This is a genomic window from Nocardia sp. NPDC088792, from assembly GCF_044750615.1.
Taxonomy (GTDB): Bacteria; Actinomycetota; Actinomycetes; order Mycobacteriales; family Mycobacteriaceae; genus Nocardia.
Genome location: NZ_JBIVKC010000002.1, coordinates 1,109,627 through 1,135,751 on the forward strand (window position 1 = coordinate 1,109,627; position 26,125 = coordinate 1,135,751).

The window sequence follows — 26,125 nt, forward strand, 5'->3', positions numbered from 1 at the left end:
CGTCACCCCGTTCCTCATCCACCGACACCCATCCAACAACCGCCGCTACCCCGGCCCGCTGACGACACGCCGACGCACCCCGCCGGGCACCCATTCCCGTCACGCGGATAGCTCGGTGCTGTCCTCGCCCGGCCCGGTCTCCACCGGAACGCGCACCGGGCCGTCCTTTTCGCGCACGGCAGCCGATAGCGCGCGTTCGAGCCAGGTCATTTCGGCCGGGCTCGGAGCGCCGCGGACATCGGTGAGGAAGCTCTGGGCGATCTCGGTATCGCGGCGGCCCTGCACGCGCTCGCGATAGCGCAATTCCGGATTGCCCTCGGGCCGCGCCCATTCCACGTGAACGGCGTGCGGGAAACGATCCCGGAGTTTGCGCAGCGCATCGACCGGGCGGGTGGCGTCGGTGAGAATCACGGATACGTAATCGGATTCGGCGGCGGCGTGCACGGCCTCGGTGAGCAGGTCTTCGAGGGTGCCGGTCAACTGGCTGAGGCCGCGCACCACGGGAAGTTCACGGCGTTCGACCGCGGCGAGACCCGACGAATCCAGATCGACGATCCACACCGCCTTGCGATGCGAACGCTCACCGAACGAATACGGCAGCGGCGAACCGGAATAACGCACCGAATCGGACAGCGTTTGCGGTGAATGCAAATGCCCCAGCGCCACATAATCGATACCGTCGAAAGCCCCCAGCGGCACCGTCTCCACCCCGCCCACGGAAATCGACCGCTCCGAACCGGTGGCCTCACCACCCACCACGAAAGCGTGCGCCAGCACCACCGATCGCACCCCCGGGCGCCCCGCCAGCTCGGCCCGCACCAATCCCATGGCCGCGTCCAGGATCTCGGCATGCGAACGCGCCTGCGGCACACCCAGTTCGGCGCGCGTGATCTCCGGCTCCAGATACGGAATGCCGTAGAAGGCCACCGCACCGTGGTCGTCCGGCACGATCACCGGCCGCGCCACATCGCCGATCCGGCAGCGCAGATGCAAACCGCCCGCCGCCGCGAAACTCCCCAGCGCGCCCAGCCGGGTCGGCGAATCGTGATTGCCGGAGGTAGCCACAATGGTCGCCCCGGCCGCGCGGATCGCCTCGAAACCGCTATTGCACACCGCGATCGCATCCGCACTCGGAATGGACCGGTCGTACACATCCCCCGGCAGCACCACCACATCGACCCGCTCCGCCGCCACCAGTTCCGCAATGGCCGCGAGCGAACACTCCTGATCGGCCAGCAGATCGACGCCATGAAAGGTGCGGCCGATATGCCAGTCGGAGGTGTGCAGGATCCGCATGCCGCAGAACGCTAGGCGATCCCTCCGACAAGCCGCGCCATACCCTGGCGCGTCGCCCGAAACCCGCCGGTGTATTGCGGACCGCCTGCGCTGCAATTCCGACGGATTGTGCCGGGCAGTTGCTCAATTCACTACTTTGTCGGTGCGGTAGGGCACTATCGGCAGCCATGACCGCACCGATGCTGTTCGCGCTGCTTTTGGTGTTCGTTTCGGGCCTCGCCCTGGGCTGGCTGGGCCATGCCGCGCGGGCGGGTCAGCGCGCGGCGGTGGCGGAGGCCCGGCTGGCCGCCCTGCGGGACAACGAACGGCTGCTACGGCAGTCGCTGGGCGCGGCCAGCGAGGATGCGGCGCGCCGGCAGTCGCATGCCATCGGCACCCTGGTGGAACCCCTGCGCGAGGCGGTCGGCTCGCTGGACCGCCACATCCGGGAGGTCGAGCACAATCGCATCAACGCGTATTCCGGCCTGCGCGAACAGGTTGCGGGCATGCAGCGCATGTCACATCAATTGTCCACGCAGACCGGGCATTTGGTGGCCGCCCTGCGCGCGCCGCAGGTGCGCGGCCGCTGGGGCGAGATCCAGCTGGAGCGCGTGGTCGAACTGGCGGGCATGGCCAAACACTGTGATTTCGACACCCAGGTCACTCGCCGCGGCGACACCGTGGTGCGCCCAGACATGGTGGTGCGGCTCTCCGGCGGCCGCCAGATCGTGGTCGACGCCAAGGTGCCCTGCACCGCCTACCTCGACGCCGCGGGCACCGAGGATCCCCGCGAACGCGACGGCTACCTCGCCCGCCACGCCCGCCACCTGCGCAACCACATCGACCAGCTCTCCGCCAAGGAGTACTGGGCCGCCTTCGACCCCTCCCCCGAATTCGTGGTGCTGTTCGTCCCCGGCGATCCGTTCCTGGACGCGGCCCTCACCACCGATTCGGCGCTCCTCGAATACGCCTTCGGCCGCAATGTCATCCTCGCGACCCCCACCACCCTGGTGGCCCTGCTCCGCACCATCGCGCTGGGCTGGCGACAGGAAGCACTGTCGGAGGACATGGCACTGATCCAGCAGCTCGGCCGCGAGCTCTACACCCGCCTCGGCACCACCGCCCGCCACTTCGACCGGCTCGGCTCTCAACTCGGCAAGGCGGTGGACGCCTTCAACCACACCGTCGCCTCGGTCGAGTCCCGCGTCCTCGTGACGGCTCGCAAACTTCACGAACTGGATATCGCCGACCAACCCGTCCCCGATGTCCGCCGCGTCGAATCCTGGCCGCGCGCGGTCGGCTTCACAGATTCCACCGACCACACAGCATGATGTTGCACACAACCGCCGGCCATTGCACAGCTAGCGTCTACAAACACCTGATGGCTCGCGGCCGGCTCGGTCTGGACTGAGTGGAGCGGAGGAGCGAAGCGGGGGAGCGGAGGGAGGGAAGACCGAGACTTCAGGGCCGCGAGCCCGCCCAGAGCGAAGCGGAGGGCAATTAGGCAGAGCGTCGCCTGCCTCGTGAAACAGCGATATGCCTTAGTGTGCTTGACGTGGCAGTTACCCAACGCGAGCGAGACGAGGTGCCTCCGTCGCACCGTTCGATCGTGCCGTCGGTTCCCGGAGTACCCGCCTGGGCCGCGGTGCTGATCGCTGTGACGTGCACCTTCATCGGTTTCCTGCTCGACAATCACAGCGGTAACGAGCTGCACGGAACCTTCGCGACCGGGTATGTGGTGGGCTGCGTACTGGCCGTCCTGGTGGTCCGGTACCGGGCCCTGTTCACCACGATGGTGCTGCCGCCGCTCCTACTTTTCGTAGCGATACCGGTATGCCAGCAGATCATGCTGGGCTCCTCGTCGAGCCTGAAGATCAAGGACATCGTGCTGGATCTGGCCGTCCCGCTGGTGAAGCGATTCCCCACCATGGCACTGGCCACCGTGCTGATTCTGGTCATCGGCGCCGTGCGCATCCTGCTGGACCGCCGCGGCCGCGGCGCCGGCGAGGAAGCCCGCAAACCACGCACCCGCAGCACCCGGCCCGGCAGCACCGCCCGCGGCGCCCGCACCCGTGCTGCCGATCCCAAGGATCCGGCCAGACGACGCTTCCGCGCCGCCGCCGCCGAGGACGACAGCACACCGGACACCGAGACCACCCGCGGCCGCCGCCCCGCCGGCCGGACCGCCGCCGGTCCGCCACGCGTGGGCGCGAACAGCCGCCAGGGCGCCCGTACCGGCCAGTCCGCCGCCGCCCGGCCGTCCGGTACCGACCGGACCCCGCCCGCCGCCGAGGGCGGCCGTCGGCGCCGCCCCGACAGCGCCGAGTCCCAGCCCCTCAACCGCGTCGCGAATCCGCCCGCCGAGGGCGGGCGCCGCCGCCGGCCGGACAGCGCCGACTCGCAGCCGATCAGCCGGGCCAATCCGGCCGTCGAGGGCGGCCGCCGCCGCGCCGAGAACACCGACTCCCAGCCCATCGGCCGGGCCGCCCCCAGCGAAGGCGGCCGGCGCCGCCGCCCGGACAATGCCGCCGGACCCGTCCCCGACTACCCGGGCAGCGTGCCCCAGGAAGGCGGCCGCCGCCGCAAGCCCGACAATGCCGATGGCCAGGTTCCCGGCCGCGGCGCCACCCCGCCCGCCGAGGGCGGCCGCCGGCGCAAGCCCGACAACCCGGACCCGCCACTACCCGGGCGCGCATCGGCCGACCGCAATCCACCCGCCGAGGGTGGCCGCCGCAGGCGCGCCCAGCCCGCCAGCGACCTCCCCCCGCACCCCCGCCCGAATGTCCGCTACCGCGAACGCGATTCGGGCCGCATCGAGCGCTGAAGGCCGCCACTGCGGTGGCAACGGGCCCGCGACCCGGCTATCCCGCCATCCTGCGGCCGCGCCGGGCGATCAACCCGCCACCCCAGTTCCCAGCCCGAAACGACTGCGCCCCTTGCGGATTCCGCAAGGGGCGCAGTCGTGCTTCCGGCCGGAAGCGTTCGTCTCGTGAATCAGGCGCGTGCGGCGCGCAGTTCGCGCGGCAGCGAGAAGACCAGGGTCTCGTTGGCGGTGGTCACCGGCAGCACCTCGCCGAAACCGTGCTCGCCCAGCAGTTCCAGGACACCCTGGACCAGGATCTCCGGCACCGACGCACCCGAGGTGACACCGATCGTGCGCGCGCCCTCGAGCCAGGCCGGATCCAATTCCCGGGCGTAGTCGATCAGGTAGGCCGCCTTGGCGCCCGCACCCAGCGCCACCTCGACCAGGCGGACCGAGTTGGAGGAGTTGCGGGAGCCGACCACGATCACCAGATCGCATTCGGGCGCCATGGCTTTCACCGCGGTCTGGCGGTTGGAGGTGGCGTAGCAGATGTCGTCGCTCGGCGGATCCTGCAGCTTCGGGAACTTCAGCCGCAGCCGGTTCACCGTCTCCATGGTCTCGTCGACCGAGAGGGTGGTCTGCGACAGCCAGATCACCTTGTTCTCGTCGCGCACGGTGACGCTGTCGACGGCGTCCGGGCCGTCCACCAGCTGTACGTGATCGGGGGCCTCACCCGCGGTGCCCTCGACCTCCTCGTGCCCCTCGTGACCGATGAGCAGGATGTCGAAGTCGTCGCGGGCGAAGCGCTTGGCCTCCTGGTGCACCTTGGTGACCAGCGGGCAGGTGGCGTCGATGGTGTGCAGGCTGCGTTCGGCGGCGGCCTCGTGCACGGCCGGCGAGACGCCGTGCGCGGAGAACACCACGAGCGCGCCCTCGGGCACCTCGGCGGTGTCGTCCACGAAGATCACGCCGCGGTCCCGCAGTGTCTCCACAACGTGCCGGTTGTGCACGATCTCCTTGCGCACATAGATCGGGGCGCCGTGCTTCTCGAGCGCCTTCTCCACCGTTTCGACGGCGCGATCGACGCCGGCGCAGTAGCCGCGTGGTTCGGCGAGCAGTACTCGTTTCGGCGCGTCGGCAGCACCCGCCGCGGACCGGACGATTCCGACGTTCAAAGGGATAGCCGAAGACATGACCCCAACAATACTGGGACGCCCCGAAGGTCTGCGGCGCGTCTCCGTTCAACGGGCCCGGTGCGATCCGGAATGCGAACTACGCACAAAATCACATTCCGTGAGATCTCACCTTTGCATCACACGGCATTTCGGGCAGGCTAGGGGCATGTTCCGACCTCCGTTCCTGGCCCGGGTCGCCGCCGGGGCTGCCGTCTATGCCCTCGAGGAAACTCGCCGGCTACCGACCAACGCAATCAATTTCCCGATCACCGCGGTCAGCCAGCTGCTGCAGACCACGATGCACCTGCAGCAGTTCGTGACCAGCCTTGCGCTCAAAGGTGACGCTGTTTTCGACCGTTTGATCAACCAGCCCGAAGAACAGCCCGAGTGGGCCACATTCGACGAGGACGACGTTGACGAGCAAACCCCCAGCGCCGCCCCGCAATCGGTGCGCAATAGCCGTTTCGACCTCTTTACTCCCGAAGAGCCGGTAGCCGAAACTCCGGCTCCGGCGGTTTTCGAACCGGTCGCCGAACCCATTGCGGCCGAACCCGAACCGGTTGCCGAATCGGCCGCGCAGGAGGCTGCCGAATCGGAGACCGCCGAAACCCCGGCCCCCGCAATCACTTCCAAGGCGGCCACCAACGGCCACAACGGCAGTGCCGCGGTCGCGGAGAGCAGTGCCGGGGTGACCGAGCCGGAAGTCGCGGCCCGCTTCGATTACTCCAATATGACCATCGCCCAGCTGCGTGCCCGGCTGCGTCAGCTGAGCGTCGACGATCTGGCCACCCTCCTCGAATACGAGCAGGGCACCCTCGATCGTGCGCCGTTCGTCACCATGCTGACGAACCGCATCGCGACCGTGACGGCCAAGTAGGAAATATCGCCCCGCGGGGCCGGATCGATGGGCACCGATCCGGCCTCGTTTTTCTTTGGCGAGGCGTTGCCCGGGGTGTTCCGCCGACGCTGACACAATCGGGTCGGTGGGCACTGACACAATCGGTGCGGTGAGCACCGAGCAAGGGAGCGGCGAGCAGAACAGCGCTGCGCGTCCCGACAATTCCCCCGAGCATCCCTGGCCCGTCCGCAGTATCGCGGTGAAGGTGGCGCAGTGGATCGATCGGCTCGGCGCGATCTGGGTCGAGGGGCAGATCACCCAGATGAATCTGCGGCCGGGCACCCGGACCGCGTTTCTGGTGCTGCGGGATACGGCCGCCGATATGTCGTTGTCGGTGACCTGCGATCCGGACCTGCTCCGCAATTCGGCGGTGCCGCTGCAAGAGGGCAGCCGCGTCATCGTGTACGGCAAGCTGTCGTTCTTCACCGGCCGCGGCACGATCTCGTTGCGCGTCACCGAGATTCGCCCGGTCGGCATCGGTGAACTGCTCGCCCGCATCGAACGGCTGAAGGCGCTGCTGGCGGCCGAGGGCCTGTTCGATCCGCGGCTGAAGCGCCCGATTCCCTTCCTGCCCAACCGGATCGGCCTCATTACCGGCCGCGCCAGCGCCGCCGAGCACGATGTGGTGAAGGTCGCGACGCAACGCTGGCCCGCCGTGCGCTTCGAGATCCGCAATACCGCGGTGCAGGGCCCGACCGCGGTGCCGCAGATCCTGGAGGCGCTCACCGCGCTCGACGCGCATCCGGAGGTGGATGTCATCGTGCTGGCGCGCGGTGGCGGCAGCGTCGAGGACCTGCTCCCGTTCTCCGACGAGACCCTCTGCCGCGCAATCGTTTCCGCCAAGACCCCGATCGTCAGCGCCATCGGTCACGAGCCCGACAATCCGCTCTCCGACTATGTGGCCGACCTGCGCGCGGCCACCCCGACCGATGCCGCGAAACGCATCGTCCCCGACGCCGCCGCCGAAGCCGCGCTGCTGCAGGAACTCCGGGCGCGCGCCGCCGCCGCCCTGCGCGGCTGGGTGGAGCGCGAATCCCGGGCCCTGGAGCAGCTGCGCTCCCGTCCGGTCCTCGCCGACCCGCTGCGCACGCTGGAGCAGAAGCACGACGAGGTGGAACGGCTGCGCACCGCGGCCCGCCGCGCCATCGACCATGCCCTCACCGCCGAGTCCACCGCCACCCGGCATCTCCGCGAGAAGCTGTCCGCCGTCGGCCCCGCCGCGACCCTGGCTCGCGGTTACGCGGTCGTGCAGAAGGTCATCGGCAAGGACCGCGAGGTGGTCCGTTCCATCGACGACGCACCGCCCGGCACCCAGCTCCGCATCCGCGTGGCCGATGGCGCCGTCAGCGCCGCCGCCCTGGGCTCGCAATCCGCGGCGCCCCGATCCCGTGCTCCCCGAAAGGAATCCACCCCGAATGACTGACGACGATCGCACCGAAATCGCCGCCTTCGGTTACGAACGCGCCCGCGACGAACTCGTCAATGTGGTCAAGATGCTCGAACAGGGCGGCATGGACCTCGACGATTCGCTGGCACTGTGGGAGCGTGGCGAGGCCCTCGCCAACCGCTGTGAGGAGCACCTGGCCGGCGCCCGGAAGCGCGTCGAGGACGCGCTGTCCCATCGTTCCGCGGAGAAGTAGCGGTTACTGCTGCGCCTTCTTGGGCAGCGGCTGAGCGTTGTCGACGGCGGTGGCGAGGGTGGTGAAGATGTCGTGGTTGCCGGCGCCCTTGATGAGTACGCGGACATCGCCGAAGTCGGTGATCCACGCGGGCTCGCTGCCCGGGTCGCCGTAGACGACCCACTTGCGGTCACCGACCTGCTCGGTGCCGCTGGCGTATTGGTTGCCCATGATCTTCTTGGCCAGCGCGTCTTCGGTGGCGTTGGTCTGGGTCAGCTGCATATAGGTGCCCTGCGGGCTGATGAAGCCGACCGTGCTCACGGCGCCGCCGCCCGCGCCGACGATGGTGTCGTGGCTGCCCGAGTTGGGGGTCCATTTGCCGGGCCCGTTGTCCGGCAGGGCGGGCAGGCGTACCGGGAACGACAGCGTCCGCGCATCGTCGGTGAGCGCGGCTTTCGCGTCGAAGTTCGGAATCTGGCCCTGGGTCGGACCTTTCGCCGAGAAGGTGCACTGGCTGGCGATGCCCGCGATGACGAGGCAGATCAGCACCAGGGGTAGCAGCGACCAGAAGAGGTCCTTGTAGTCGTGCTGGGTCCGCGGCTTTTGGTACGACACCCGCTCAGTATCCACTGCCGCCCTCTGCGATCCCGCTCACAGGGCGTACTTCGACTACATCGCGTCGTAAAAGATGGAGTACCAGGGCGGAAGTGAAACGTCAGTACTTGCAGGAGCCCCGAAACCGCAATGCGACAATTTACGCAGCAGTAGACAACCAAGGAGGCACCGTAATGACGGCACCCACACCCGCAACCAGCCGCCGCGAGGCCCCGGACCGCAACCTCGCACTGGAATTGGTCCGGGTGACCGAGGCCGGCGCCATGGCCGCGGGCCGCTGGGTCGGCCGCGGCGACAAGGAAGGTGGCGACGGTGCGGCCGTGGATGCGATGCGGCAGCTGGTGGCGACCGTTTCGATGCGCGGCATCGTGGTGATCGGCGAGGGCGAGAAGGATGAGGCGCCCATGCTCTACAACGGTGAGCTCGTGGGCGACGGCACCGGCCCGGAACTCGACTTCGCCGTCGACCCGATCGACGGCACCACCCTGATGGCCAAGGGCTCGCCGGGCGCCATCGCGGTCCTCGCGGTCGCCGAACGCGGCGCCATGTTCGACCCGTCGGCCGTGTTCTACATGGAGAAGATCGCCGTCGGCCCGGACGCCGCCGATGTCATCGATCTCGGCGCCCCGATCGCGGAGAACCTACGCCGGGTCGCCAAGGCCAAGAACTCGTCGGTCTCCGACCTGACCGTCTGCGTCCTGGACCGGCCGCGCCACGAGCGCCACATCCGTGAGGTCCGCGACGCCGGCGCCCGCATCCGCCTCATCTCCGACGGTGACGTGGCCGGCGCCATCGCCTGTGCCCGCCCCGAGTCCGGCGTTGACGTGCTCATCGGCATCGGCGGCACCCCCGAGGGCATCATCGCCGCGGCCGCCATGCGCTGCCTGGGCGGCGCGCTGCAGGCCCGGCTGGCCCCGAAGGACGAGGCCGAGAAGGAGAAGGCCATCGCCGCCGGCCACGATCTGGACCGCATCCTGTCCACCGAGGATCTGGTCGGCGGTGAGGACGTCTTCTTCAGCGCCACCGGCGTCACCGACGGCGATCTGCTCGAGGGCGTGCGCTACTACGGCGGCGGCGCTTACACCCAGTCGATCGTGATGCGCGCCAAGTCCGGCACGGTCCGCATGATCGACGCCTACCACCGTCTCACCAAGCTGCGCGAGTACGCGTCGGTGGACTTCGTCGGCGACGAGCACGCCACCCCGCCGCTGCCCTGATCGGCGAAAACCTTTGTGTGGCCGGGCAGTCGAGGAGACTGCCCGGCCACACCGCTATTCCCCGGCCGAGTGTGCGGATTGCCTCAGGCGTGGCACCCCCACGCCACCCGGTGCGGGCATAGGGTCGGATTCATGACCGAGTACCGCATCGAACACGACACCATGGGTGAGGTCCGCGTCCCCGTCGACGCGCTGTGGCGCGCGCAGACGCAGCGCGCGGTGGAGAACTTCCCGATCAGCGGACGTGGCCTGGAGCGCGCCCAGATTCGCGCGCTCGGCCTGCTGAAGGCGGCCTGCGCCGAGGTGAACCGCGATCTGGGGCTGCTGGACCAGGACAAGGCCGCCGCCATCATCGCCGCCGCGGCGGAGATCGCCGCCGGTGAGCATGACGAGCAGTTCCCCATCGATGTGTTCCAGACCGGCTCCGGCACCAGCTCGAACATGAACGCCAACGAGGTGATCGCGAGCATCGCCGCCGCGCACGGCGTCACCGTGCATCCCAACGACGATGTGAACATGTCGCAGTCGTCGAACGACACCTTCCCCACCGCAACGCATCTCGCGGCCACCGAGGCCGTGGTCAAGGATCTGGTGCCGGCGCTGGATCATCTGCGGCTGGCCCTGCTGGACAAGTCGACCGAGTGGAAGTACGTGGTGAAGTCCGGCCGCACGCATCTCATGGACGCGGTGCCGGTGACGCTGGGCCAGGAGTTCGGCGGCTACACCCGCCAGGTCACCGCCGGTATCGAGCGCCTGATCGCCACCCTGCCGCGGGTGGGCGAGCTGGCGATCGGCGGTACCGCGGTCGGCACCGGCCTGAACGCGCCGGTGGGTTTCGGCGCGAAAGTCGTTGCGGAACTGGTGAAAGCGACCGGCCTGGACGAATTGTCCGAGGCGCGTGACCATTTCGAGGCGCAGGCCGCCCGGGACGCACTGGTGGAGTTGTCCGGCGCGCTGCGCACGGTGGCGATCAGTCTCACCAAGATTGCCAATGATATTCGCTGGATGGGTTCCGGCCCGCTCACCGGTCTCGCCGAAATCCAGCTGCCCGATTTGCAACCCGGTTCGTCCATCATGCCCGGCAAGGTGAATCCCGTTCTCCCGGAGGCGGTTACCCAGGTGGCCGCACAGGTCATCGGAAATGACGCCGCAATTGCGTGGGGCGGCGGTAACGGCGCATTCGAATTGAATGTCTACATTCCGGTGATGGCACGGAATGTCCTCGAGTCGGTGCGCCTGCTCGCCAATGTTTCCCGGCTGTTCGCCGACCGCTGTGTCAGCGGATTGGTGGCCGATATCGACCGGCTGCGTCAGCTCGCGGAATCCTCTCCGTCAATTGTGACTCCACTCAATTCCGCGATCGGTTACGAGGAGGCCGCCGCGGTTGCCAAGCAGGCGTTGAAGGAGAAGAAGACGATCCGGCAGACGGTCATCGATCGGGGCCTGATCAGCGACAAGCTGCCCGTCGAGGAGCTCGATCGCCGACTGGACGTCCTGTCCATGGCGAAGGTCGACGACCCGAAGAAGTAAACACGGAACAGATTCCCGGTCAGCAATCTATTTTTTTCTTTTCGAAACAGACTGTGAAACGGATCACTGCCGACTCGCGATTTATCCAGTGTCCGTAACACGCGGATGTTCCACGAAAGGAAAGAACCATGTTGCTAGCACTCGCGGGTTTCCTCGCCGCCCTCGGTCTCGCCGGCGCAGCCGGAACAATCTTTACGATCCTTGGGATTCTCTGACGATCATGCGTGGATATGGCGGCCATGGGCCGCCATATCCACGCATGCATGTCCCGGACGCCACCTCGCGGATTACCGCGCACCGGCCATTTCCGGGTAATCGATCAGATCGATATCGTTCTTGGCGTTCTCGGCGTACTTCACCATCAGACCGAAGGCGCGTGAGCCCAGGAACCAGTTGCGCATCTTGATTCCACGAGCAGTCCTCGGGGCCATGAAACGGCCCGGGCTCGCGTCATCGGATTTGCGGGTGTAGCGCTTCATGATCTGCTCGTACCGGGCGAAGGCCGCGGTGTGATCACCGTTCGCGGCGGCCAGTTCACCGGCCAGCACGTACGCGCCGACGACGGCCAGGCCGGTGCCGAATCCGGCCAGGGTGGCGCCGTACGCGGCGTCACCGACCAACGCGACGCGACCGTTCGTGTAATGCTTCATCGACACCTTGGCGAGCGCGTCCAGGTAGAAGCCGTCCAGCTGCGGCAACTCGGCCAGCATGCGCGGCACCTCCCAGCCCATACCGGTGAACTTCTCGGCGACGATACGGCGTTGCGCGTCGAAATCGTCCCGCTCGAAGTCGAGTTCGGGCGAGCTGAACACGTACATCTGCGCCGCCTTCGGGCCACCGGCCATGGCGAACCGCCCGGGGGTGTTGCAGCCCAGCATCTCCGCGCGTTCCCGTACGCCCTCCCGCGCGCCTTCCCAGCGCGAGCCACCGGCGAGGGCGTAGTAGTAGCCCTCGTGCTTCACGTAGTCCGATTCCGGGCCGAAAGCCAGCTTGCGCACCCGTGAGTGGATGCCGTCGCAGCCGAACACGAGGTCGAAGTGGCGGGCGGGTGCGTGCTGGAACTCGACGTAGACCCCGTCCGCGCTGTCGGTGAGCGCGGTGATCGTGTCGCCGAAGAGGTATTCGCAGTCGTTCGCGGTGCGGCTGTAGAGGATCTCGGACAGGTCGCCGCGCACGATCTCGATATCGCCGCCGAGGAAGTCGCCGGTGATCACGCCCTGCCGGGCGCCGGATTCGTCGACCAGAACCCAGTCGGTCTTGCCGGTCTGGCGGCGCTCGATGTCGTCCAGGATGCCCATGCGCTCGAGCACGGTCTTGTGGGTCGTACCGGTGAAGTCGACGGCCTGGCCGCCGGGCCGCAGGCCGGGCGTCTTCTCCACGACGGTGACCTCGAAGCCGTAGCGGTTCAGCCAGTAGGCGAGGGCCGGCCCGGCGATGCTGGCGCCGGAGACGAGGGCGGTGGTCTTGCGCATGTCAGGTGCTCCTTCGACTAACTGCGTCCCAAGGACGCTTTTGATGATTAAAAGAGTATGGTGGACGCAGTTACCTGTCAACTCCCTTATCCGGAAAGATGGCGACCATGCCGGCACCGACCACCCTCGAACTGCTGTGGGGCACCCCGAATCGACCCCGGCGTGGGCCGAAGCCTTCGCTCACCCTGGAGCGCATCGTCGGCGAGGCCATCGACCTCGCCGATGCCGAAGGGCTCGCCAACCTGTCCATGCAGCGCCTGGCCGAACGCCTCGGCTGCGCCAAGATGGGGCTGTACCGCTATGTGCCCGGCAAGGGTGAGCTGCAGGCGCTCATGCTCGACACCACGCTCGGCACACCACCGAAACCCGATGCGGTCCAAGCGATTCCGGGCGTCGACGACTGGCGCACCTATCTGCGCGCGTGGGCGGAACTCTTCTTCGAGCGGGCGCGGTCGCATCCGTGGATGAACGAGCTCGCGGTCGGCATCCGGCCCATGGGACCGAACGAGATCGCCTGGCTGGACTCGGCGGTGGCGGCGATGGCTGGGACCGGGCTCACCGCCGCCGAATGCTTCGACACCGTGGTGCTGCTGCTGGGCCATGCCCGGGGGCTGGCGCTGCAGACCGCCACGGAGCTCGGCGACGATACGGAGGGTCAGCTGGCGCGGGAGCTCGGCACGGTGCTGGCGGCCCAGGCCGAGCGCTTCCCGCACGCGGTCGCGGCCTTCGCCGAGACGATGGGCGGCGACGCCGAGGAGACCGGGCGCGGTAAGGCCCTGGACTTCGGGATCGACCGCATTCTGGACGGTCTGGGCGTGCTGATCGCCGAGCGCGGCGCCGGGGGTGCGAAGTAGGCCGATCCCTATGCCCGGGCGGCGAATCGGCTTAGTCTCGGATCATGTCGGAGCTACCCGAGTTGCAGCAGGACGCCATCACCACCGTCCGGGAGTTCTTCGCGGCCCTCGAAATGATGATCACGGACGAGGCGCTGGAACTGGCCGATCCCGGCCTGGTCTGGAAGAACACCACCCTGCCGGACGTGCGCGGCCGCAAGAACGTGCGCAAGGTGCTGAAGATGCTCGAGCGACCGAGTTTCGGCTTCCGCGCCGATTTCCACCACATCGCCGCGGACGGCGACACGGTCCTCACCGACCGCACCGACTACCTCCGCTGGGGCCCGGTCGAAATACCCTTCTGGGTCTGCGGCACCTTCGTCCTCCGCGACGGCAAGATCGTCCTCTGGCACGACCACTTCTCCTGGGAGGATTTCCTCCGCGGCACCGTCCTGGGCCTCTTCCGCGCCGTCACCGGCCGCTGACCCGACTCGCAGCCACCGAGCAAGGCCGCCGGAGCAAGGCCGCCGGCACCGGGGAGCCGCGGACGGCGTTGGGGCCCAGTACCTCTGAGCAGGCGGGCGGCGATGCCGGCACCGACCACCCTCGAACTGCTGTGGGGCACCCGCGGTCTGGGCTACATCGCCTTCCGCGCTGTGGGACACATCGTCTTCCGCGCTGTGGGGCAGGGCGGTCGGCCGTCGCACACTCTCTGGTCGGTCAGGGGCGCCGTGGGCCGGTGTTCGATGGGCGTTTCGCGCGGTTCGATGGGCGTTTTGCGCGGCGGACGAGGGCGTAGGCGGAGCCGAGGAGCGCGAGGCCGGCCATTGCGCGGGCGGGGGTCAGATAGGTGGGGTTCGGTTGTGGGGCAATGCCTTCGCGGGCACGGCGGCGTTCGGCGGGCAGGTCCCGGTAGCGGGTCGGGAAGAAGCCGTCCAGGTATTCGGTGAGGATATTGCCGGTGCGGCGGGTCGGCAGGCGCATGTCGCGCATGAGGTCGTCGATGTGGTGAGAGAGGTAGGGGCCGAGGAAGTAGCCCTCGGAGCGGGCGGGCAGCACCTTCGCGAGCCATGTTGCTACGCGCAGGGTTTCGCGTTGCATCTCGGGCACCGGCGGAAGGTCGAGTTCGCCGCGGAAGGCCTGTGACAGCCAGTGCGCGGAGATCTCGGCGCCGAGCTGGCAGGCCGTCGAAGAGGCGTAACCGATGAAGCCGAGGCGCTGTTCGGTCGGGGGCAGGATGTGCCGGTAGAGCCGGAAGCGGCCATCGGTACGCACTGCCGCTTCCAATTCCGGTGACAGGAACGACAGCGATTGCCGCCAGCCGGTGGCGAAGACGAGGACATCGGCCGCCATGCGCGCCCCGCTCTCCAGCACGATCTCGGACCCGCCGGGTGTGGCCGCAATGGCATCGCGCCGCAGATCGACCCGCCCGCGCTGCACCATGCGAAAGAACTCGTGCCCCAGCCCGACATTCTCTATCCCGGCCGGCATCGGGTGCTCTGGCACCAGAATTCGCGGAATCGGCAGCAGGATCCGGCACGCGAAGCCGACGAACAGCCAGAGCAGCCGCGGCACGATACGACCCGGACCGTGCAGAAACCGCTCGACCCGATTCATCCGGTGATACGGCAGCAGCATCTCACCGAACCGGCTCACCAGCAGGACGTCCGCCGGACTCCCGCCCGGCAGATAGCGTGGCACCATCCAATGCGGTTGCCGGAAAACCAAGGTGCAGTCGGCCGCGTGCTCGGCGGCCCAAGCGGCACAGTCCAGCGCGGACTTACCCGCGCCGACCACCACGACCCGCTTGCCTGCGAACAGCTCCGGATCGCTGGCCGCACTCGAATGCAACCGCGCGCCGGCGAACCGTTCGGCGCCCGCGATCACCGGCACCCGCGGTTCGGAGAACACCCCCGCACACACCACGACGAAGTCACACCGCAATATCGCCCGCCCGGCCGGTCCTATCACCTCGACCTCGAAGCCCTCGCCCCCATCATCGAAGTCCGCGGGCACGCCGTCAGGTGCTGTCCTCATGCGATCGGATCCCGCACCCGCGCTATCGGACTCGGCGCCCGTGCGGGCGGATTCCACCGCGGTGTCATCGACGCTTGTTCCTGCGCTGCCGACGCTCTTCTCCGCGCGGCCGGAGCCGGCGTCCGGGCCGTCGACTCCGTTGCCGGCGTGCGAGACGCGGACGACTTCGGTGCGGAGCCGGAGCAGCGGTTCCAGATCGAAGCGGTCCATGTAGGAAGCGAGGTAGGCCCGGACGTCGGGTGCGGTCGGGAAGAGCGGTGCGGAGGGCGGGTAGGGGTGGTCGGAGAAGGCGTAGGTGTGGCGGGAGTTGTTGGTGCGGAGGCCCGGATAGGTGCGTGACTCGATCCAGACGCCGCCCGGATGCGCGGCCTTGTCGAGGACGAGGACGTCGAATCCGTCCTCGTGCAGCACTTTCGCGGTCACCAGCCCGGCGATGTCGGCGCCGATGACGATCACATGTTTGCCGCCCGCCATGGCCCACCCCTCCCGGGACCGCATCCGTCGGCGTCAACGCTACGGCACGCGGTCCGGGTGCGGGGTGGTTCGGCTGATCAGCCGCGCAGGTGCTCCAGTTCGGCGCGGGCCTTCTCGCCGTCCTCACCGAAGTCGGTGCGGGAGAAGATATTCCACTGCTCGAGCAGTGGCTTGAATACCAGTTCGGGTTCCTGCTCGGCATCGTAGATGCCGGCCGCGGCGAGTACTTCGTCGCTGGTGCGGCCGTCGGCGAGCTGCACGACCGGCACATGGAAGTCGGCGATGCGGTCGGCGATGGCGCGCACGGTCTGGTCGGGCGCCAGGTCGAGGGCGGCCTCGATCAGGTTGGCGAAGAAGACGGCCTGCAGTTCGTCGTCGGCGGCGAGCCGGTCGGCGATGGCGGCGACGATGACATTGTCGGCGCGGGCGGCGGTATTGCGATGCCGGACGGCGGCGGCGAGCTCCTCGAAGGCGCAGGCGGCGAGCACGTCGAGCAGGTGCATGGCCGGGCGGCGGAAGCCGAGCGTCATGTGCTCCATGCGCATCCGCTCGAGCGCGACCGGGTCCACACCGCGACCGACCATGAGGAAGTTGCGGATCAGGATCTCGTGCCGGTTCTCTTCGGCGGTCCAGCGGCCGACCCAGCGCCACCAGTGTCCGGTGCGCAGGTACTTGCCGAGCTCACGATGGTAGGAGGGCAGGTTGTCGGCGATGAGCACGCTGACGGTGAGCGCCAGTTTCGCGGTCTCGCTGAGCTCGGATTGCCCGGGGTCCCAATCGGTTCCGCCGAGGAACTCGAAGTTACGGCCGTCGCTCCACGGCACATAGTCGTGTGGCTGCCATTCGGCGGCCGCGGCGATATGCCGGGTCAGGTTCGACTCCACCTCCGCCGAGAGCGCTTCCAGCAACTCGCGGTCGGCCAAAACGTTCTGCACGGGAGACAACCTAGCGGCTGCGCGGCAAACGTGGGGACCTTCGATTCGTATTCGCGGTTGCTATGGTCGCGGCCACTGTCCCGCGGTACGGGCAAATCCCGTGGTCGTGCGCGCCTCCGCGGCATGCGGATCCGGGCGCTGTGATTCGGCTGTGAGTATGGTCCGGGACGGCGCGGCGCGGCGTCCCGGACCCGTGCGGGCTACTTCTGAGTGACGGTGGTTTCGCCGTTGACCCAGGTGATGGAGCCGCCGCTGAAGTCGCTCTGCTTGCCACCGGGGATGTCGTATTCGTCGCTGGTCGGGAAGCCGAGCTTCCCGCCGGCGCCGCCGTCGGCCTCCCAGGCCTTGCGAATTTCGCCCCACACCACGTGGGTGCCGTGGGCCGGGCTGCTGTAGATGGCGCCACCGTCGAATTCCTGCACCTTGCCGCCGTCGGGCGCGTCCGTGGCGGGTCCGGTGGGCAGGCCGAGCGGGCTGGTGACGCCGCCCATCTGGTTGTACTTGTCGAGAATGCCGCCGGCGACGGCGATTTCGCCGCCACCGGGGGTGGCGATCTTGGTTTCGGTGGCGCCGCCCGCCTCAGCGCTGGTGGTGGGTGCTTCGGTGGTGCTGTTGGCGGTCATGGAGGTGCTGGTCGCGCTGGACTTGTTGTCCTTGTTGTCCTTGTCCTTGTCGCAGGCCGCGCCGAGCGCGGTCACGAGCGCGAGGGCAGCGATGATGCCTGCGGTGCGTCGAGCGAAGTGGTGCATTTCCATCTCCTCGGGTACTCAGGCGACTACCGGCAAATCTCCGGCGAAGGATACCCCGGGACCCGCGTGAGGAAACGCATCCGCCAACGCAATTCGACCGGGCGGCACGCAGCCACCCGGTCGAATCAGGGCCTATCGGTTAAGCGTTGGGCCCGAACTCCTCCAGCATCTCGGTCACGAGCGCCGCGATCGGCGACCGCTCACTACGGGTCAACGTGACGTGAGCAAACAACGGGTGACCCTTGAGCTTCTCGATCACGGCGGCCACGCCGTCGTGCCGGCCCACCCGCAGGTTGTCGCGCTGCGCCACATCGTGGGTGAGCACCACCCGCGAACCACTGCCCAACCGCGAGAGCACGGTGAGCAGCACATTGCGTTCCAGCGACTGCGCCTCGTCCACGATCACGAAGGAGTCGTGCAGGGAGCGGCCGCGAATGTGGGTGAGCGGCAGCACTTCCAGCATGCCGCGCGCCTGCACCTCCTCCATCACCTCCGGGCTGGCGAGCCCTTCGAGGGTGTCGAAGACGGCCTGCGCCCACGGCCCCATCTTGTCGCTCTCGCTGCCGGGCAGGTAGCCGAGCTCCTGGCCGCCGACCGCGTACAGCGGGCGGAAGACCACCACCTTGCGGTGCGAGCGGCGTTCCAGCACGGCCTCGAGTCCGGCGGTCAGCGCGAGCGCCGACTTACCGGTACCGGCCCGGCCGCCGAGCGACACGATGCCGATGCTCTCGTCCAGCAACAGATCCAGCGCGATGCGCTGTTCGGCCGAGCGGCCGTGCAGCCCGAAGGCCTCCCGGTCGCCGCGCACCAACTGCAGCCGCTTGTCCGGCGTCACCCGGGCCAGTGCGCTGGTGCGCGGGCCGAGCAGCCGGATCCCGGTGTGGCAGGGCAGTTCCCGGGCCTCGTCCAGGTCGATGATGCTGTCGCTGTACAGCTTGTCGACCAGTTCGACGCCGACCTCGAGTTCCACCATGCCGGTCCACCCGGAGGTGACGACATCCTGGGCGTGGTACTCGTCGGCGGCCAGGCCGACCGCGCTCGCCTTGACCCGGAGCGGAATGTCCTTGGACACCAGCACGACCTGCTGTCCCTCGGCCGCCAGATTGAGGGCGCAGGCGAGGATGCGGGAATCGTTTGTGTCCGTGCGGAATCCGACCGGAAGGACGCTGGGGTCGGTGTGGTTCAACTCCACCTGGAGCGTCCCGCCCGCGGTGCCGACCGACACCTGTTCATCGAGCCGACCGTGTGCCAGACGCATGTCGTCCAGCATGCGCAGTGCCTCGCGGGCAAACCATCCCAGTTCGTGGTGGTGTCGTTTGGCCTCGAGCTCGCTGATCACCACCAGCGGCAGCACCACATGGTGTTCGCCGAAGCGGGTCAGGGCCCAAGGGTCGGAGAGCAGTACCGACGTATCCACAACGAAGGTTTTCAGTCCGGAATCTGTGCCGTGCTGGCGAGAAATCGCGGACGACTGCGAGGCGCGAACTCCCGGAGCTGTGGACCGCGGGCTCCCGGTGGAGCGGGCGTCCCTGCTGGGAGCGTTGACGGAGCGTGCATCAGTCACGGTGGGCTCCTTTGCCACCCGCGCGACACCGCGCGAGCGTTCTCGCTGGGCCGGTCAGCCTTGGGGTCGTATGACCCGAGGGCCGGGTGCCGGCCCCCTCGCACTGAGTTGCTCAGTCACGATCAGGACCTCCCGTACGAACCACACCTACGCGGCCCGCACTCCCGACGCTACCGCCGTTTTCGTGATCCGGCTTCCCGACTGGCAGGCGGACTGGTGAAGATCCCGTTAACGGCCATCACCTCTGGGTGTTTCGCCCAATTCACCGGGCCGTTCCGTCACCCGGCTGTGTTGCGGATCACCGGTGGCCGTGACCAGCGACAACGCCCCCGGGGCAGTCGATTCGGGCAGCCGGGCAAGGCCTTCCCGGCGCGCTGCGGCGATGAGTTCGATTCGATACCCCGGCGCAAATCCGACACGGCGTGTCTGCCGATCGGCGTGGTCCGACTCGTGTGGTTCGCGACCGGGTCGCCCGCCCTGCCATTCGCCCATGGCCGCTTGGTGTTTGCTGATGCCGCGCGGCCCCGCGCTCCACTAGAGTCGAGTCCATGGCCGAAACTCAGGATCTCGAGAAGCTCTCCACCAAGGAGCTGCACGACCGCGCCGTGAAACTGGCCGTTCGCCGCGGTGACGTCAAGTTCCTCTGGGAGCTGCTGAAATCGATCCCGGCCGCCGAGGCCGCCGCCGGCGATCTGGGCGAGAGCCAGGCCGACATCAAATACGTGCTGCCCATGCTCGACGACTACGTGCACGCCGGCGAGGGCGAGATCGGCGAGGTGCTACGCCCGATGTACGTCGACTATCTCGGCAAGCACTCCTGAACCTGTTCTGCCCCTGGGCCATCGACGCCCCGCCGGCCCGGCCGCGACGCACCTAGACTCGTGCCATGAACGCCGAATCGCCTGCGGAGCTGGTCGTCTATCGACGGCCAGGTTGCCCGTACTGCGCGCGCCTGCGGAACACGCTCAACCGCCACGGCATCGTGCACCGGGAAGTGAACATCTGGGAGGACCCGGAGGCCGCGGCCTTCGTGCGCTCGGTGGCCGACGGCAACGAGACCGTACCCACGGTCGTGCTGCGCGACGGCGCCACCGAGCGGCACTGGGTGAACCCGGCGCCGAAGGAGCTCATCGCCACCGTGCGCGCCGATACGCCGGCGCTGACCGGTGGTAAGCGCCGGTTTCTCACCTTCTGATCGGTACGACGGTCAGCGCACCGCCGAAGCGATTGCGGCATCACTGATTTCGAGCAGGCGCCGACGCGCCTTCGGATCATCCGCTTACCGCGCGGAGCCGCCTCAGGGCAGCAGCACGATCTTGCCGCGGGTGTGGCCGCGTTCCAGGTCGCGGTAGGCGGCCCGCACCTCGGTGAGGGGGTAGGTCGCGGCGATCGGAACCTCGAGGGTGCCGGCGGCCACCAGGTCCGCGAGTTCGGCGAGCACGTCGATGGTGTCGGCGGCGCCGTTGCCCTCAGCCTTCACCCCGTACTTCGCCACCGCGGCGAAGTCGGCGATGGTGTCGATGCGATCGGGCTTCACACCGAGTTCGATCGCCAGTTCCACGTACCCGACGCCGTGGGTGTCGATGAAGGCGTCCAGTCCGCCCGGTGCGGCGGCCCGGAGACGCTCCGCGAGCCCGTCGCCGTACTCGACGGCGTCGAATCCTTTCTCGCGCAGCCATTCCTGATTCGCCGGACCCGCGATCCCGATCGCGCGCGCACCCCGCGCCCGCAGCAGCTGCACCACCAGATACCCGACCCCACCGGCCGCACCGGATACCCCGACCGTATCGCCCGGCCCGGCATCCACCGCGCGTACTGCCGCGAAAGCCGTTGTCCCGGCGACGAACAGCGCCCCCGCCACTTCCCACGGGACCGCGGCGGGCTTGGGCGTCACCTGATCGGCCGGTACCACGACACGGGTGGCCTGCGACGCACGATCATTGGTGAACCCGAGAACCTCGTCCCCGACAGCGACGCCACCGACTCCCGCACCGACGGCGGCAATCCGCCCGGCGAAGTCGCTCCCCTGCCCGGACGGGAAGTTCGCCGGCCACCGGTCGTGCAGCGCCCCGCCGCGGATCTTGCCTTCACCCGGATTGATCCCCGCCGCGACCACCGTCACGGCCACCTGCCCCGGCCCCGGTTCCACATCCGGAACCTCGACCACATTCAAGACATCGGCATCGCCGTACTCGTCGAACCTGACCGCCTGTGCCATCACGCACCTCTTCCGTTGGGGGTTCCTGTGCAGGGCGAACCCGGATCGCTCGGCACTTATTTCCGGTTTCCGGGCGTATCTTCACCCCGCGAACGCACGAGAGCCCGCCGCGATCGTGAGATCGTGGCGGGCTCTGCGGCTTTCGCGGCGGTATCAGCCGAGCAGCTTCCAGTCCTCCAGGCCGTCGTACAGCGGGAAGGCCTGGGCCAGCTTGGAGACACGCTGACGCAGCGAGTCCAGGTCGGCGGACCCGGTGAGGGCGGCGGCGATGATCTCGGCGACCTCGGTGAACTCGGTGTCGCCGAAGCCGCGGGTGGCCAGCGCGGGGGTGCCGATGCGCAGGCCGGAGGTGACCATCGGCGGGCGCGGGTCGAACGGAACGGCATTGCGGTTCACGGTGATTCCGATTTCGTGCAGCAGATCCTCGCCCTGCTGGCCGTCGAGCTCGGAGTTGCGCAGGTCGACCAGGACCAGGTGTACATCGGTGCCGCCGGTGAGGACGGTGATGCCCTTGGCCTTGGCGTCGGCCTGGGTCAGCCGCTCGGCGATGATCTTGGCGCCGGACAGGGTGCGCTCCTGCCGTTCCTTGAACTCCGGGCTGCCGGCGATCTTGAACGACACGGCCTTGGCGGCGATGGCGTGCATGAGCGGACCGCCCTGCTGCCCGGGGAACACGGCCGAGTTCAGCTTCTTGGCGAACTCCTCCTTGGCCAGGATCAGGCCGGAGCGCGGGCCGCCGAGGGTCTTGTGCACGGTGGAGGACACCACGTGCGCGTGCGGCACCGGCGACGGATGCAGGTCCGCCGCAACGAGTCCCGCGAAGTGGGCCATATCGACCCACAGGTACGCGCCGACCTCGTCCGCGATCTCACGGAAGGCGGCGAAGTCCAGCTGCCGCGGGTACGCCGACCAGCCGGCCACGATCACCTTCGGCTGCGACTCGCGGGCGAGCTTGCGCACCTCGTCCATGTCGACGCGGTGGTCTTCCTTCGACACGCCGTAGGCATGCACCTCGTACAGCTTGCCGGAGAAGTTCAGCCGCATGCCGTGGGTGAGGTGACCGCCGTGCGCCAGGTTCAGACCGAGCAGCTTCTCGCCCGGATTCATCAGCGCCATCAGCACCGCCGCATTGGCCTGCGCACCCGAATGCGGCTGCACGTTCGCGTATTCCGCGCCGAACAGCTCGGTGACGCGGGCCCGCGCCAGATCCTCGACGATATCGACGTTCTCGCAGCCGCCGTAGTAGCGGCGACCCGGATAGCCCTCGGCGTACTTGTTGGTGAGCACGCTGCCCTGCGCCTGCAGCACGGCGCGCGGCACGAAGTTCTCCGAGGCGATCATCTCGAGGGTGTCGCGCTGACGAGCGAGCTCCCCGCCCATCGCGGCGGCGACCTCGGGGTCTAGTTCGGCGAGGGACTGGCTGTTCACAGAAGCGCTCGTCTGGGTCACGCCGCCGAGTGTATTGGCCGCCGGCGTGGACTCGCCGACCAGGGGGTTCTGTATCTCCTGTTGCATCGCAACCTCCGTGCTCCGAGGGCCCGTGAAAACCCAGGGCAGTGCCCGGGGTAGCCAAAGGCTGGGGCCCGGCACCCAGGCGCGCGGTGCGGGGCTTCGGTGCTTCCCGGTGGTCGCTTCCACCTCGAGTACGCCAGTCGCGGTGCAGCCATCCTACATTCGCGCCGCACCGCGCCTGTCGCGGCCGGCGGCTCAGTCCATGCGGCGAACCGCTCCGGGGGTGAGCGGTTCGTCGAGGAGGCGGCGGAAACGCTCGGAACGGTCCTCGGGGTCGGCGGCCCGGTTCAGCCAGTCACCGAGCAGGCGGTAGCCCTCCACGTAGGTGGAGATGTAGGCCCGCCACAGCGGTGAGGAGAGGAAGCGCAGCGACTGCCGCGCCCGGTCCGGAGTGGTGAGACCCCAGCGCTGCAGGAAGTCGGCGACCGTATCGGCATCCTTCCCGCGATCGTGCAGCAGCAGCGCGGCATCCTGGCGCACGCCCAGCAGATTCGCCGAGGCGGTCGAAATCCGTTCCGCGCGTTCCCCGTCGAAGCGCAGGCCGAGGTCCGCGTAGATCTCCTGCGCCCACGCGCCCCAGCCGGGACCCACGATCGATTTCAGGGCCAGGTCCGCCAGCCCCTCAGCCATCAGGCACTGCGGGGTGTTGACCACGAACAGCGTCTGCTCGTCCTGCCCGGCGCCGACAAGTCCGGCTTCCTTGCGGCAGTGCTCGGTGTGGTGGCCGGGATAGGACTCGTGCGCGATCAGGTGCGGCAGCATCGACATGTGCTGCTTCAGATCGGAATTGATGGCCACCTTCGACTGGTAGTCGCCCAGGTAGTAGTTGAACCCGGACCACGGCTTGTCGCCGACCACCTCGTAATGCACCTGCTCGGTCTCGGGCAGCGGGTAGCGCTGCCGGACCAGATCCCGTAGCGCGCTGGAGAATGCGTCCACGCACTCCCGCAGGCGTTCGGGCGGGATCTCGTCGCCGCGCCGGTGCGCGGTCATGCGGTCGAGCAGCGGGCCGTCGCCGGGCAGCACCTCGTTCAGCTGCCGGTGCGCCTCGCGGTAGTCGTCCTCGTCGCCGGGCGCGATGTCGACGTCGAAGTACGCGCTCACCTCCTCGACGAAGCCGATGTCGTCGCCGGCGAACTTGCGGCCGGAACATTCCAGTGCGCGCAGGTGCGCATCCAGGAATTCGGTACGCGGCTCGGGCAATCCGGCCTCGGGCAGTTCCTTGCGCAGGGCGGCGGCCTTGTTCGCGAGATCGCGCGGCTCCGGTTTCGGCGCGTTCTCGATTTCGCGGCGCAGGGCGGGATCGCCGGTGAAGGCGTCGACGAAGCCTTCCTCCAGACGGTCGAAGGCCAGTCCCAGTCGCAGGTATTCGGTGACGAGTGGATGCGCTGCCATGAGAAACGACCCTATGGGATAGGGCCGATCCGGGTATCGGATGGCGTGGAGCACAGTGTGCTGTGCCATATCTCACTCCGGTTACCGGCGAGTAGCAACACCTGGTGTTCACCGCCCCGACGGCCCCGAGCACAATTCGGCTATGGAAGGTGCGTCGACTCGAGGACGTGGATAGTGGCACGGATGAGCGAGCCGAGTCCCTATGTGGAATTCGACCGGAAACAGTGGCGCACCCTGCGCAAGTCGACTCCCCTGGTACTCACCGAGGAAGAACTGACGGGCCTGCGCGGCCTGGGCGAGCAGATCGACCTCGAAGAGGTCGCCGAGGTCTATCTCCCGCTCGCGCGACTCATCCATCTACAGGTGGCCGCCCGGCAGCGACTGTTCGCCGCCACCGCCACCTTTCTCGGAGAAACCCATCCGGACCGCCAGGTGCCGTTCGTGATCGGCGTCGCCGGGTCGGTGGCGGTCGGCAAATCCACCACGGCCCGTGTGCTGCAGGCGCTCCTGGCCCGCTGGGATCACCATCCGCGGGTGGATCTGGTCACCACGGACGGATTCCTGTACCCCACAGCCGAACTCACCCGGCGCGGCATCATGCACCGTAAAGGCTTCCCGGAGTCCTATGACCGGCGCAAACTGCTGCGTTTCGTCACCGAGGTGAAATCCGGTGCGGGCGAGGTCTGCGCGCCCGTGTACTCGCACATCGCCTACGACATCGTGCCGGGCGAATTCCACTGCGTGCGACAGCCCGACATTCTGATCGTCGAGGGCCTCAATGTGCTGCAGACCGGACCGCGGCTGATGGTGTCGGACCTGTTCGACTTCTCCATCTACGTGGACGCCCGCATCGAGGACATCGAAAACTGGTATGTGCAGCGCTTTCTCGCCCTGCGCAAGACCTCGTTCTCGGAACCGGATTCGGCGTTCCACCACTACGCCGTGTTCGACGATTCGCAGGCGGTGAGCGCCGCCAAGGAGATCTGGAACAACACCAACCGGCCGAATCTGGTGGAGAACATCCTGCCCACCCGCCCACGCGCGACCCTGGTGCTACGCAAGGACGCCGACCACACCATCAATCGCCTGCGCCTGCGCAAGCTTTAACCGCTCGCGGCCGCGCAAACTTCGGCCGCTCGCGGCCGCGCAAACTTCAGCCGCTCGCGGCCGCGCAAACCCTAGAGCTTCCAGGCAGCATCCAGCCGGGCCGCCACATCGATATCGGTGGCGGCCTGAATGTTGGGTTTGCAGATCTCGTTCGCAATATAGCGAGCGACGAAACGGCGGATCTCGTGATCCACACTGGCGATGATGCGCAACACCTCACCGCGCCGGGAAGCGCTGGCGACATTGATACGCACATTGCTGGGCTGCGGCTCGTCGATATCGATGATGACCCGCAAAGGGGTTGCGGTGCGGACGGTCAGATGTAGGTGAATCGTGCCGTCCACCCGGAACGGATAGCGGTCCACGGACAGGTCGACCAGCAGATCCACCTGCAGCGGAATCACCAGATCGAACGAGATGAGCTCCAGCGCTTCGCGATTCAATCGGGGCTGCCCGAGCCGCACGGTGGCGGAGAGTTTCGCGAGCTTCCCCGGCCCGGCCGCGATCGGCCCGAATTCGAAGGCCTCCCCGGTGAGTTTCTCGAATGCCCCCGCTATCCGCTCGGGCGAGGCCGCGTATTCGAGGAAACGGCGGCCGAACTCCTCATAGCTGATATACGGCTCAGCGGCCTCATCACGCAGCTCGGTCATACGATCCGACGCTACGGTAGCGACAGCCCCGCGAACCCGGAAGCCAT

24 protein-coding genes and 1 riboswitch are annotated in these 26,125 nt (G+C 68.1%); of the genes, 12 read left to right on the forward strand and 12 right to left on the reverse strand.

Translation table 11 applies throughout. The features are described 5' to 3' along the window. Positions 1–99: 99 nt before the first annotated feature. Positions 100–1,296 carry an exonuclease SbcCD subunit D gene (locus ACIP5Y_RS14335; RefSeq protein ID WP_400350296.1) on the reverse strand — a complete coding sequence of 399 codons (1,197 nt, stop codon included), beginning with the start codon at positions 1,294–1,296 and terminating at the stop codon, positions 100–102. Positions 1,297–1,463: 167 nt separating this feature from the next. Here ACIP5Y_RS14335 and ACIP5Y_RS14340 point away from each other — a divergent pair, with 167 nt between their 5' ends. Together ACIP5Y_RS14340 and ACIP5Y_RS14345 are read left to right on the forward strand one after the other, a co-directional pair. Then, positions 1,464–2,606: a DNA recombination protein RmuC gene (locus ACIP5Y_RS14340; RefSeq protein WP_400350298.1), complete on the forward strand. Its 1,143-nt coding sequence runs from the start codon at positions 1,464–1,466 to the stop codon at positions 2,604–2,606. A 278-nt stretch (positions 2,607–2,884) separates the two neighbouring features. After that, a complete protein-coding gene (locus ACIP5Y_RS14345) occupies positions 2,885–4,099 on the forward strand; it encodes a DUF6542 domain-containing protein (protein WP_400350300.1) in 1,215 nt (404 codons plus the stop codon). 170 nt (positions 4,100–4,269) lie between these two features. Here ACIP5Y_RS14345 and ACIP5Y_RS14350 read toward each other — a convergent pair whose 3' ends face one another. Further along, complete coding sequence (locus ACIP5Y_RS14350; RefSeq protein ID WP_400350301.1) at positions 4,270–5,271, reverse strand: 4-hydroxy-3-methylbut-2-enyl diphosphate reductase; 1,002 nt, start codon at positions 5,269–5,271, stop codon at positions 4,270–4,272. 148 nt (positions 5,272–5,419) lie between these two features. Between ACIP5Y_RS14350 and ACIP5Y_RS14355 the strand changes: the two genes are divergently transcribed. The 3 genes from ACIP5Y_RS14355 to ACIP5Y_RS14365 all read left to right on the forward strand — a co-directional run bounded on the left by ACIP5Y_RS14355 (position 5,420) and on the right by ACIP5Y_RS14365 (position 7,791). Next, positions 5,420–6,130 (forward strand): lipid droplet-associated protein, encoded by a 711-nt coding sequence (locus ACIP5Y_RS14355; RefSeq protein WP_400350303.1) that lies wholly within the window; start codon positions 5,420–5,422, stop codon positions 6,128–6,130. A gap of 130 nt (positions 6,131–6,260) precedes the next feature. Continuing rightward, on the forward strand, positions 6,261–7,574 hold the full coding sequence (gene xseA, locus ACIP5Y_RS14360; protein ID WP_400351274.1) for an exodeoxyribonuclease VII large subunit: 1,314 nt from the start codon (positions 6,261–6,263) through the stop codon (positions 7,572–7,574). Continuing rightward, a complete protein-coding gene (locus ACIP5Y_RS14365) occupies positions 7,567–7,791 on the forward strand; it encodes an exodeoxyribonuclease VII small subunit (RefSeq protein WP_400350305.1) in 225 nt (74 codons plus the stop codon). The genes xseA and ACIP5Y_RS14365 overlap by 8 nt, the downstream gene beginning before the upstream one ends. 3 nt (positions 7,792–7,794) lie before the next feature. Here ACIP5Y_RS14365 and ACIP5Y_RS14370 read toward each other — a convergent pair whose 3' ends face one another. Continuing rightward, positions 7,795–8,385: a DUF4245 domain-containing protein gene (locus ACIP5Y_RS14370; protein ID WP_400350307.1), complete on the reverse strand. Its 591-nt coding sequence runs from the start codon at positions 8,383–8,385 to the stop codon at positions 7,795–7,797. Between the two features lie 173 nt (positions 8,386–8,558). Here ACIP5Y_RS14370 and glpX point away from each other — a divergent pair, with 173 nt between their 5' ends. Then, positions 8,559–9,602: a class II fructose-bisphosphatase gene (gene glpX / locus ACIP5Y_RS14375; protein WP_400350308.1), complete on the forward strand. Its 1,044-nt coding sequence runs from the start codon at positions 8,559–8,561 to the stop codon at positions 9,600–9,602. 132 nt (positions 9,603–9,734) lie between these two features. Next, positions 9,735–11,132 carry a class II fumarate hydratase gene (locus ACIP5Y_RS14380; protein ID WP_400350310.1) on the forward strand — a complete coding sequence of 466 codons (1,398 nt, stop codon included), beginning with the start codon at positions 9,735–9,737 and terminating at the stop codon, positions 11,130–11,132. Between the two features lie 287 nt (positions 11,133–11,419). On the opposite strand, the gene ACIP5Y_RS14385 is transcribed toward ACIP5Y_RS14380, so the two are convergent. Next, positions 11,420–12,604 (reverse strand): FAD-dependent monooxygenase, encoded by a 1,185-nt coding sequence (locus tag ACIP5Y_RS14385; RefSeq protein WP_400350311.1) that lies wholly within the window; start codon positions 12,602–12,604, stop codon positions 11,420–11,422. Between the two features lie 107 nt (positions 12,605–12,711). Between ACIP5Y_RS14385 and ACIP5Y_RS14390 the strand changes: the two genes are divergently transcribed. Next, positions 12,712–13,458 carry a TetR/AcrR family transcriptional regulator gene (locus tag ACIP5Y_RS14390; protein ID WP_400350312.1) on the forward strand — a complete coding sequence of 249 codons (747 nt, stop codon included), beginning with the start codon at positions 12,712–12,714 and terminating at the stop codon, positions 13,456–13,458. Between the two features lie 44 nt (positions 13,459–13,502). Further along, positions 13,503–13,922, forward strand: a complete 420-nt coding sequence (locus ACIP5Y_RS14395; RefSeq protein ID WP_400350313.1) for a limonene-1,2-epoxide hydrolase family protein — start codon at positions 13,503–13,505, stop codon at positions 13,920–13,922. A gap of 235 nt (positions 13,923–14,157) precedes the next feature. On the opposite strand, the gene ACIP5Y_RS14400 is transcribed toward ACIP5Y_RS14395, so the two are convergent. From ACIP5Y_RS14400 to ACIP5Y_RS14415, 4 genes are all read right to left on the reverse strand, one after another. After that, positions 14,158–15,948 (reverse strand): flavin-containing monooxygenase, encoded by a 1,791-nt coding sequence (locus tag ACIP5Y_RS14400; protein ID WP_400350315.1) that lies wholly within the window; start codon positions 15,946–15,948, stop codon positions 14,158–14,160. Positions 15,949–16,025: 77 nt separating this feature from the next. After that, entirely contained in the window at positions 16,026–16,883 is an 858-nt protein-coding gene (locus tag ACIP5Y_RS14405; protein ID WP_400350317.1) for an acyl-ACP desaturase, read from the reverse strand. Positions 16,884–17,083: 200 nt separating this feature from the next. Continuing rightward, positions 17,084–17,632, reverse strand: a complete 549-nt coding sequence (locus tag ACIP5Y_RS14410; protein ID WP_400350319.1) for an LGFP repeat-containing protein — start codon at positions 17,630–17,632, stop codon at positions 17,084–17,086. Positions 17,633–17,771: 139 nt separating this feature from the next. Continuing rightward, on the reverse strand, positions 17,772–19,094 hold the full coding sequence (locus ACIP5Y_RS14415; protein WP_400351275.1) for a PhoH family protein: 1,323 nt from the start codon (positions 19,092–19,094) through the stop codon (positions 17,772–17,774). A gap of 650 nt (positions 19,095–19,744) precedes the next feature. On the opposite strand from ACIP5Y_RS14415, the gene ACIP5Y_RS14420 reads away from it, so the two are divergent. Together ACIP5Y_RS14420 and ACIP5Y_RS14425 are read left to right on the forward strand one after the other, a co-directional pair. After that, the gene (locus tag ACIP5Y_RS14420; protein WP_396999930.1) at positions 19,745–20,017 is read left to right on the forward strand and encodes a hypothetical protein; all 273 of its coding nucleotides are present in this window, start codon (positions 19,745–19,747) and stop codon (positions 20,015–20,017) included. A 65-nt stretch (positions 20,018–20,082) separates the two neighbouring features. Then, positions 20,083–20,391, forward strand: a complete 309-nt coding sequence (locus ACIP5Y_RS14425; RefSeq protein WP_400350321.1) for a glutaredoxin domain-containing protein — start codon at positions 20,083–20,085, stop codon at positions 20,389–20,391. Between the two features lie 102 nt (positions 20,392–20,493). Here ACIP5Y_RS14425 and ACIP5Y_RS14430 read toward each other — a convergent pair whose 3' ends face one another. The 3 genes from ACIP5Y_RS14430 to ACIP5Y_RS14440 all read right to left on the reverse strand — a co-directional run bounded on the left by ACIP5Y_RS14430 (position 20,494) and on the right by ACIP5Y_RS14440 (position 24,321). After that, entirely contained in the window at positions 20,494–21,414 is a 921-nt protein-coding gene (locus tag ACIP5Y_RS14430; protein WP_400350323.1) for an NADP-dependent oxidoreductase, read from the reverse strand. 153 nt (positions 21,415–21,567) lie between these two features. After that, positions 21,568–22,863 carry a serine hydroxymethyltransferase gene (gene glyA / locus ACIP5Y_RS14435; protein ID WP_400350325.1) on the reverse strand — a complete coding sequence of 432 codons (1,296 nt, stop codon included), beginning with the start codon at positions 22,861–22,863 and terminating at the stop codon, positions 21,568–21,570. A gap of 132 nt (positions 22,864–22,995) precedes the next feature. Further along, positions 22,996–23,080, reverse strand: a riboswitch (ZMP/ZTP riboswitch). Positions 23,081–23,121: 41 nt separating this feature from the next. Beyond that, positions 23,122–24,321, reverse strand: a complete 1,200-nt coding sequence (locus tag ACIP5Y_RS14440; RefSeq protein WP_400350326.1) for a DUF885 domain-containing protein — start codon at positions 24,319–24,321, stop codon at positions 23,122–23,124. A gap of 174 nt (positions 24,322–24,495) precedes the next feature. On the opposite strand from ACIP5Y_RS14440, the gene coaA reads away from it, so the two are divergent. Then, the gene (gene coaA, locus ACIP5Y_RS14445) at positions 24,496–25,428 is read left to right on the forward strand and encodes a type I pantothenate kinase (protein ID WP_400350328.1); all 933 of its coding nucleotides are present in this window, start codon (positions 24,496–24,498) and stop codon (positions 25,426–25,428) included. A gap of 71 nt (positions 25,429–25,499) precedes the next feature. Here the strand turns inward: coaA and ACIP5Y_RS14450 are convergent, their stop codons facing one another. Then, positions 25,500–26,078 carry a hypothetical protein gene (locus tag ACIP5Y_RS14450; RefSeq protein WP_400350329.1) on the reverse strand — a complete coding sequence of 193 codons (579 nt, stop codon included), beginning with the start codon at positions 26,076–26,078 and terminating at the stop codon, positions 25,500–25,502. Between the last annotated feature and the right edge of the window lie 47 nt (positions 26,079–26,125).

Bases quoted from the DNA above. Each gene is read 5' to 3' on its own strand.
- ACIP5Y_RS14380 (WP_400350310.1), top strand. From the start codon at position 9,735: ATGACCGAGTACCGCATCGAACACGACACCATGGGTGAGGTCCGCGTC.
- glpX (WP_400350308.1), top strand. From the start codon at position 8,559: ATGACGGCACCCACACCCGCAACCAGCCGCCGCGAGGCCCCGGACCGC.
- ACIP5Y_RS14395 (WP_400350313.1), top strand. From the start codon at position 13,503: ATGTCGGAGCTACCCGAGTTGCAGCAGGACGCCATCACCACCGTCCGG.
- ACIP5Y_RS14420 (WP_396999930.1), top strand. From the start codon at position 19,745: ATGGCCGAAACTCAGGATCTCGAGAAGCTCTCCACCAAGGAGCTGCAC.
- ACIP5Y_RS14335 (WP_400350296.1), bottom strand. From the start codon at position 1,296: ATGCGGATCCTGCACACCTCCGACTGGCATATCGGCCGCACCTTTCAT.
- ACIP5Y_RS14385 (WP_400350311.1), bottom strand. From the start codon at position 12,604: ATGCGCAAGACCACCGCCCTCGTCTCCGGCGCCAGCATCGCCGGGCCG.
- ACIP5Y_RS14340 (WP_400350298.1), top strand. From the start codon at position 1,464: ATGACCGCACCGATGCTGTTCGCGCTGCTTTTGGTGTTCGTTTCGGGC.
- ACIP5Y_RS14430 (WP_400350323.1), bottom strand. From the start codon at position 21,414: ATGGCACAGGCGGTCAGGTTCGACGAGTACGGCGATGCCGATGTCTTG.
- ACIP5Y_RS14410 (WP_400350319.1), bottom strand. From the start codon at position 17,632: ATGCACCACTTCGCTCGACGCACCGCAGGCATCATCGCTGCCCTCGCG.
- ACIP5Y_RS14355 (WP_400350303.1), top strand. From the start codon at position 5,420: ATGTTCCGACCTCCGTTCCTGGCCCGGGTCGCCGCCGGGGCTGCCGTC.
- ACIP5Y_RS14425 (WP_400350321.1), top strand. From the start codon at position 20,083: ATGAACGCCGAATCGCCTGCGGAGCTGGTCGTCTATCGACGGCCAGGT.
- ACIP5Y_RS14400 (WP_400350315.1), bottom strand. From the start codon at position 15,948: ATGGCGGGCGGCAAACATGTGATCGTCATCGGCGCCGACATCGCCGGG.
- ACIP5Y_RS14440 (WP_400350326.1), bottom strand. From the start codon at position 24,321: ATGGCAGCGCATCCACTCGTCACCGAATACCTGCGACTGGGACTGGCC.
- ACIP5Y_RS14365 (WP_400350305.1), top strand. From the start codon at position 7,567: ATGACTGACGACGATCGCACCGAAATCGCCGCCTTCGGTTACGAACGC.
- ACIP5Y_RS14390 (WP_400350312.1), top strand. From the start codon at position 12,712: ATGCCGGCACCGACCACCCTCGAACTGCTGTGGGGCACCCCGAATCGA.
- ACIP5Y_RS14350 (WP_400350301.1), bottom strand. From the start codon at position 5,271: ATGTCTTCGGCTATCCCTTTGAACGTCGGAATCGTCCGGTCCGCGGCG.
- ACIP5Y_RS14450 (WP_400350329.1), bottom strand. From the start codon at position 26,078: ATGACCGAGCTGCGTGATGAGGCCGCTGAGCCGTATATCAGCTATGAG.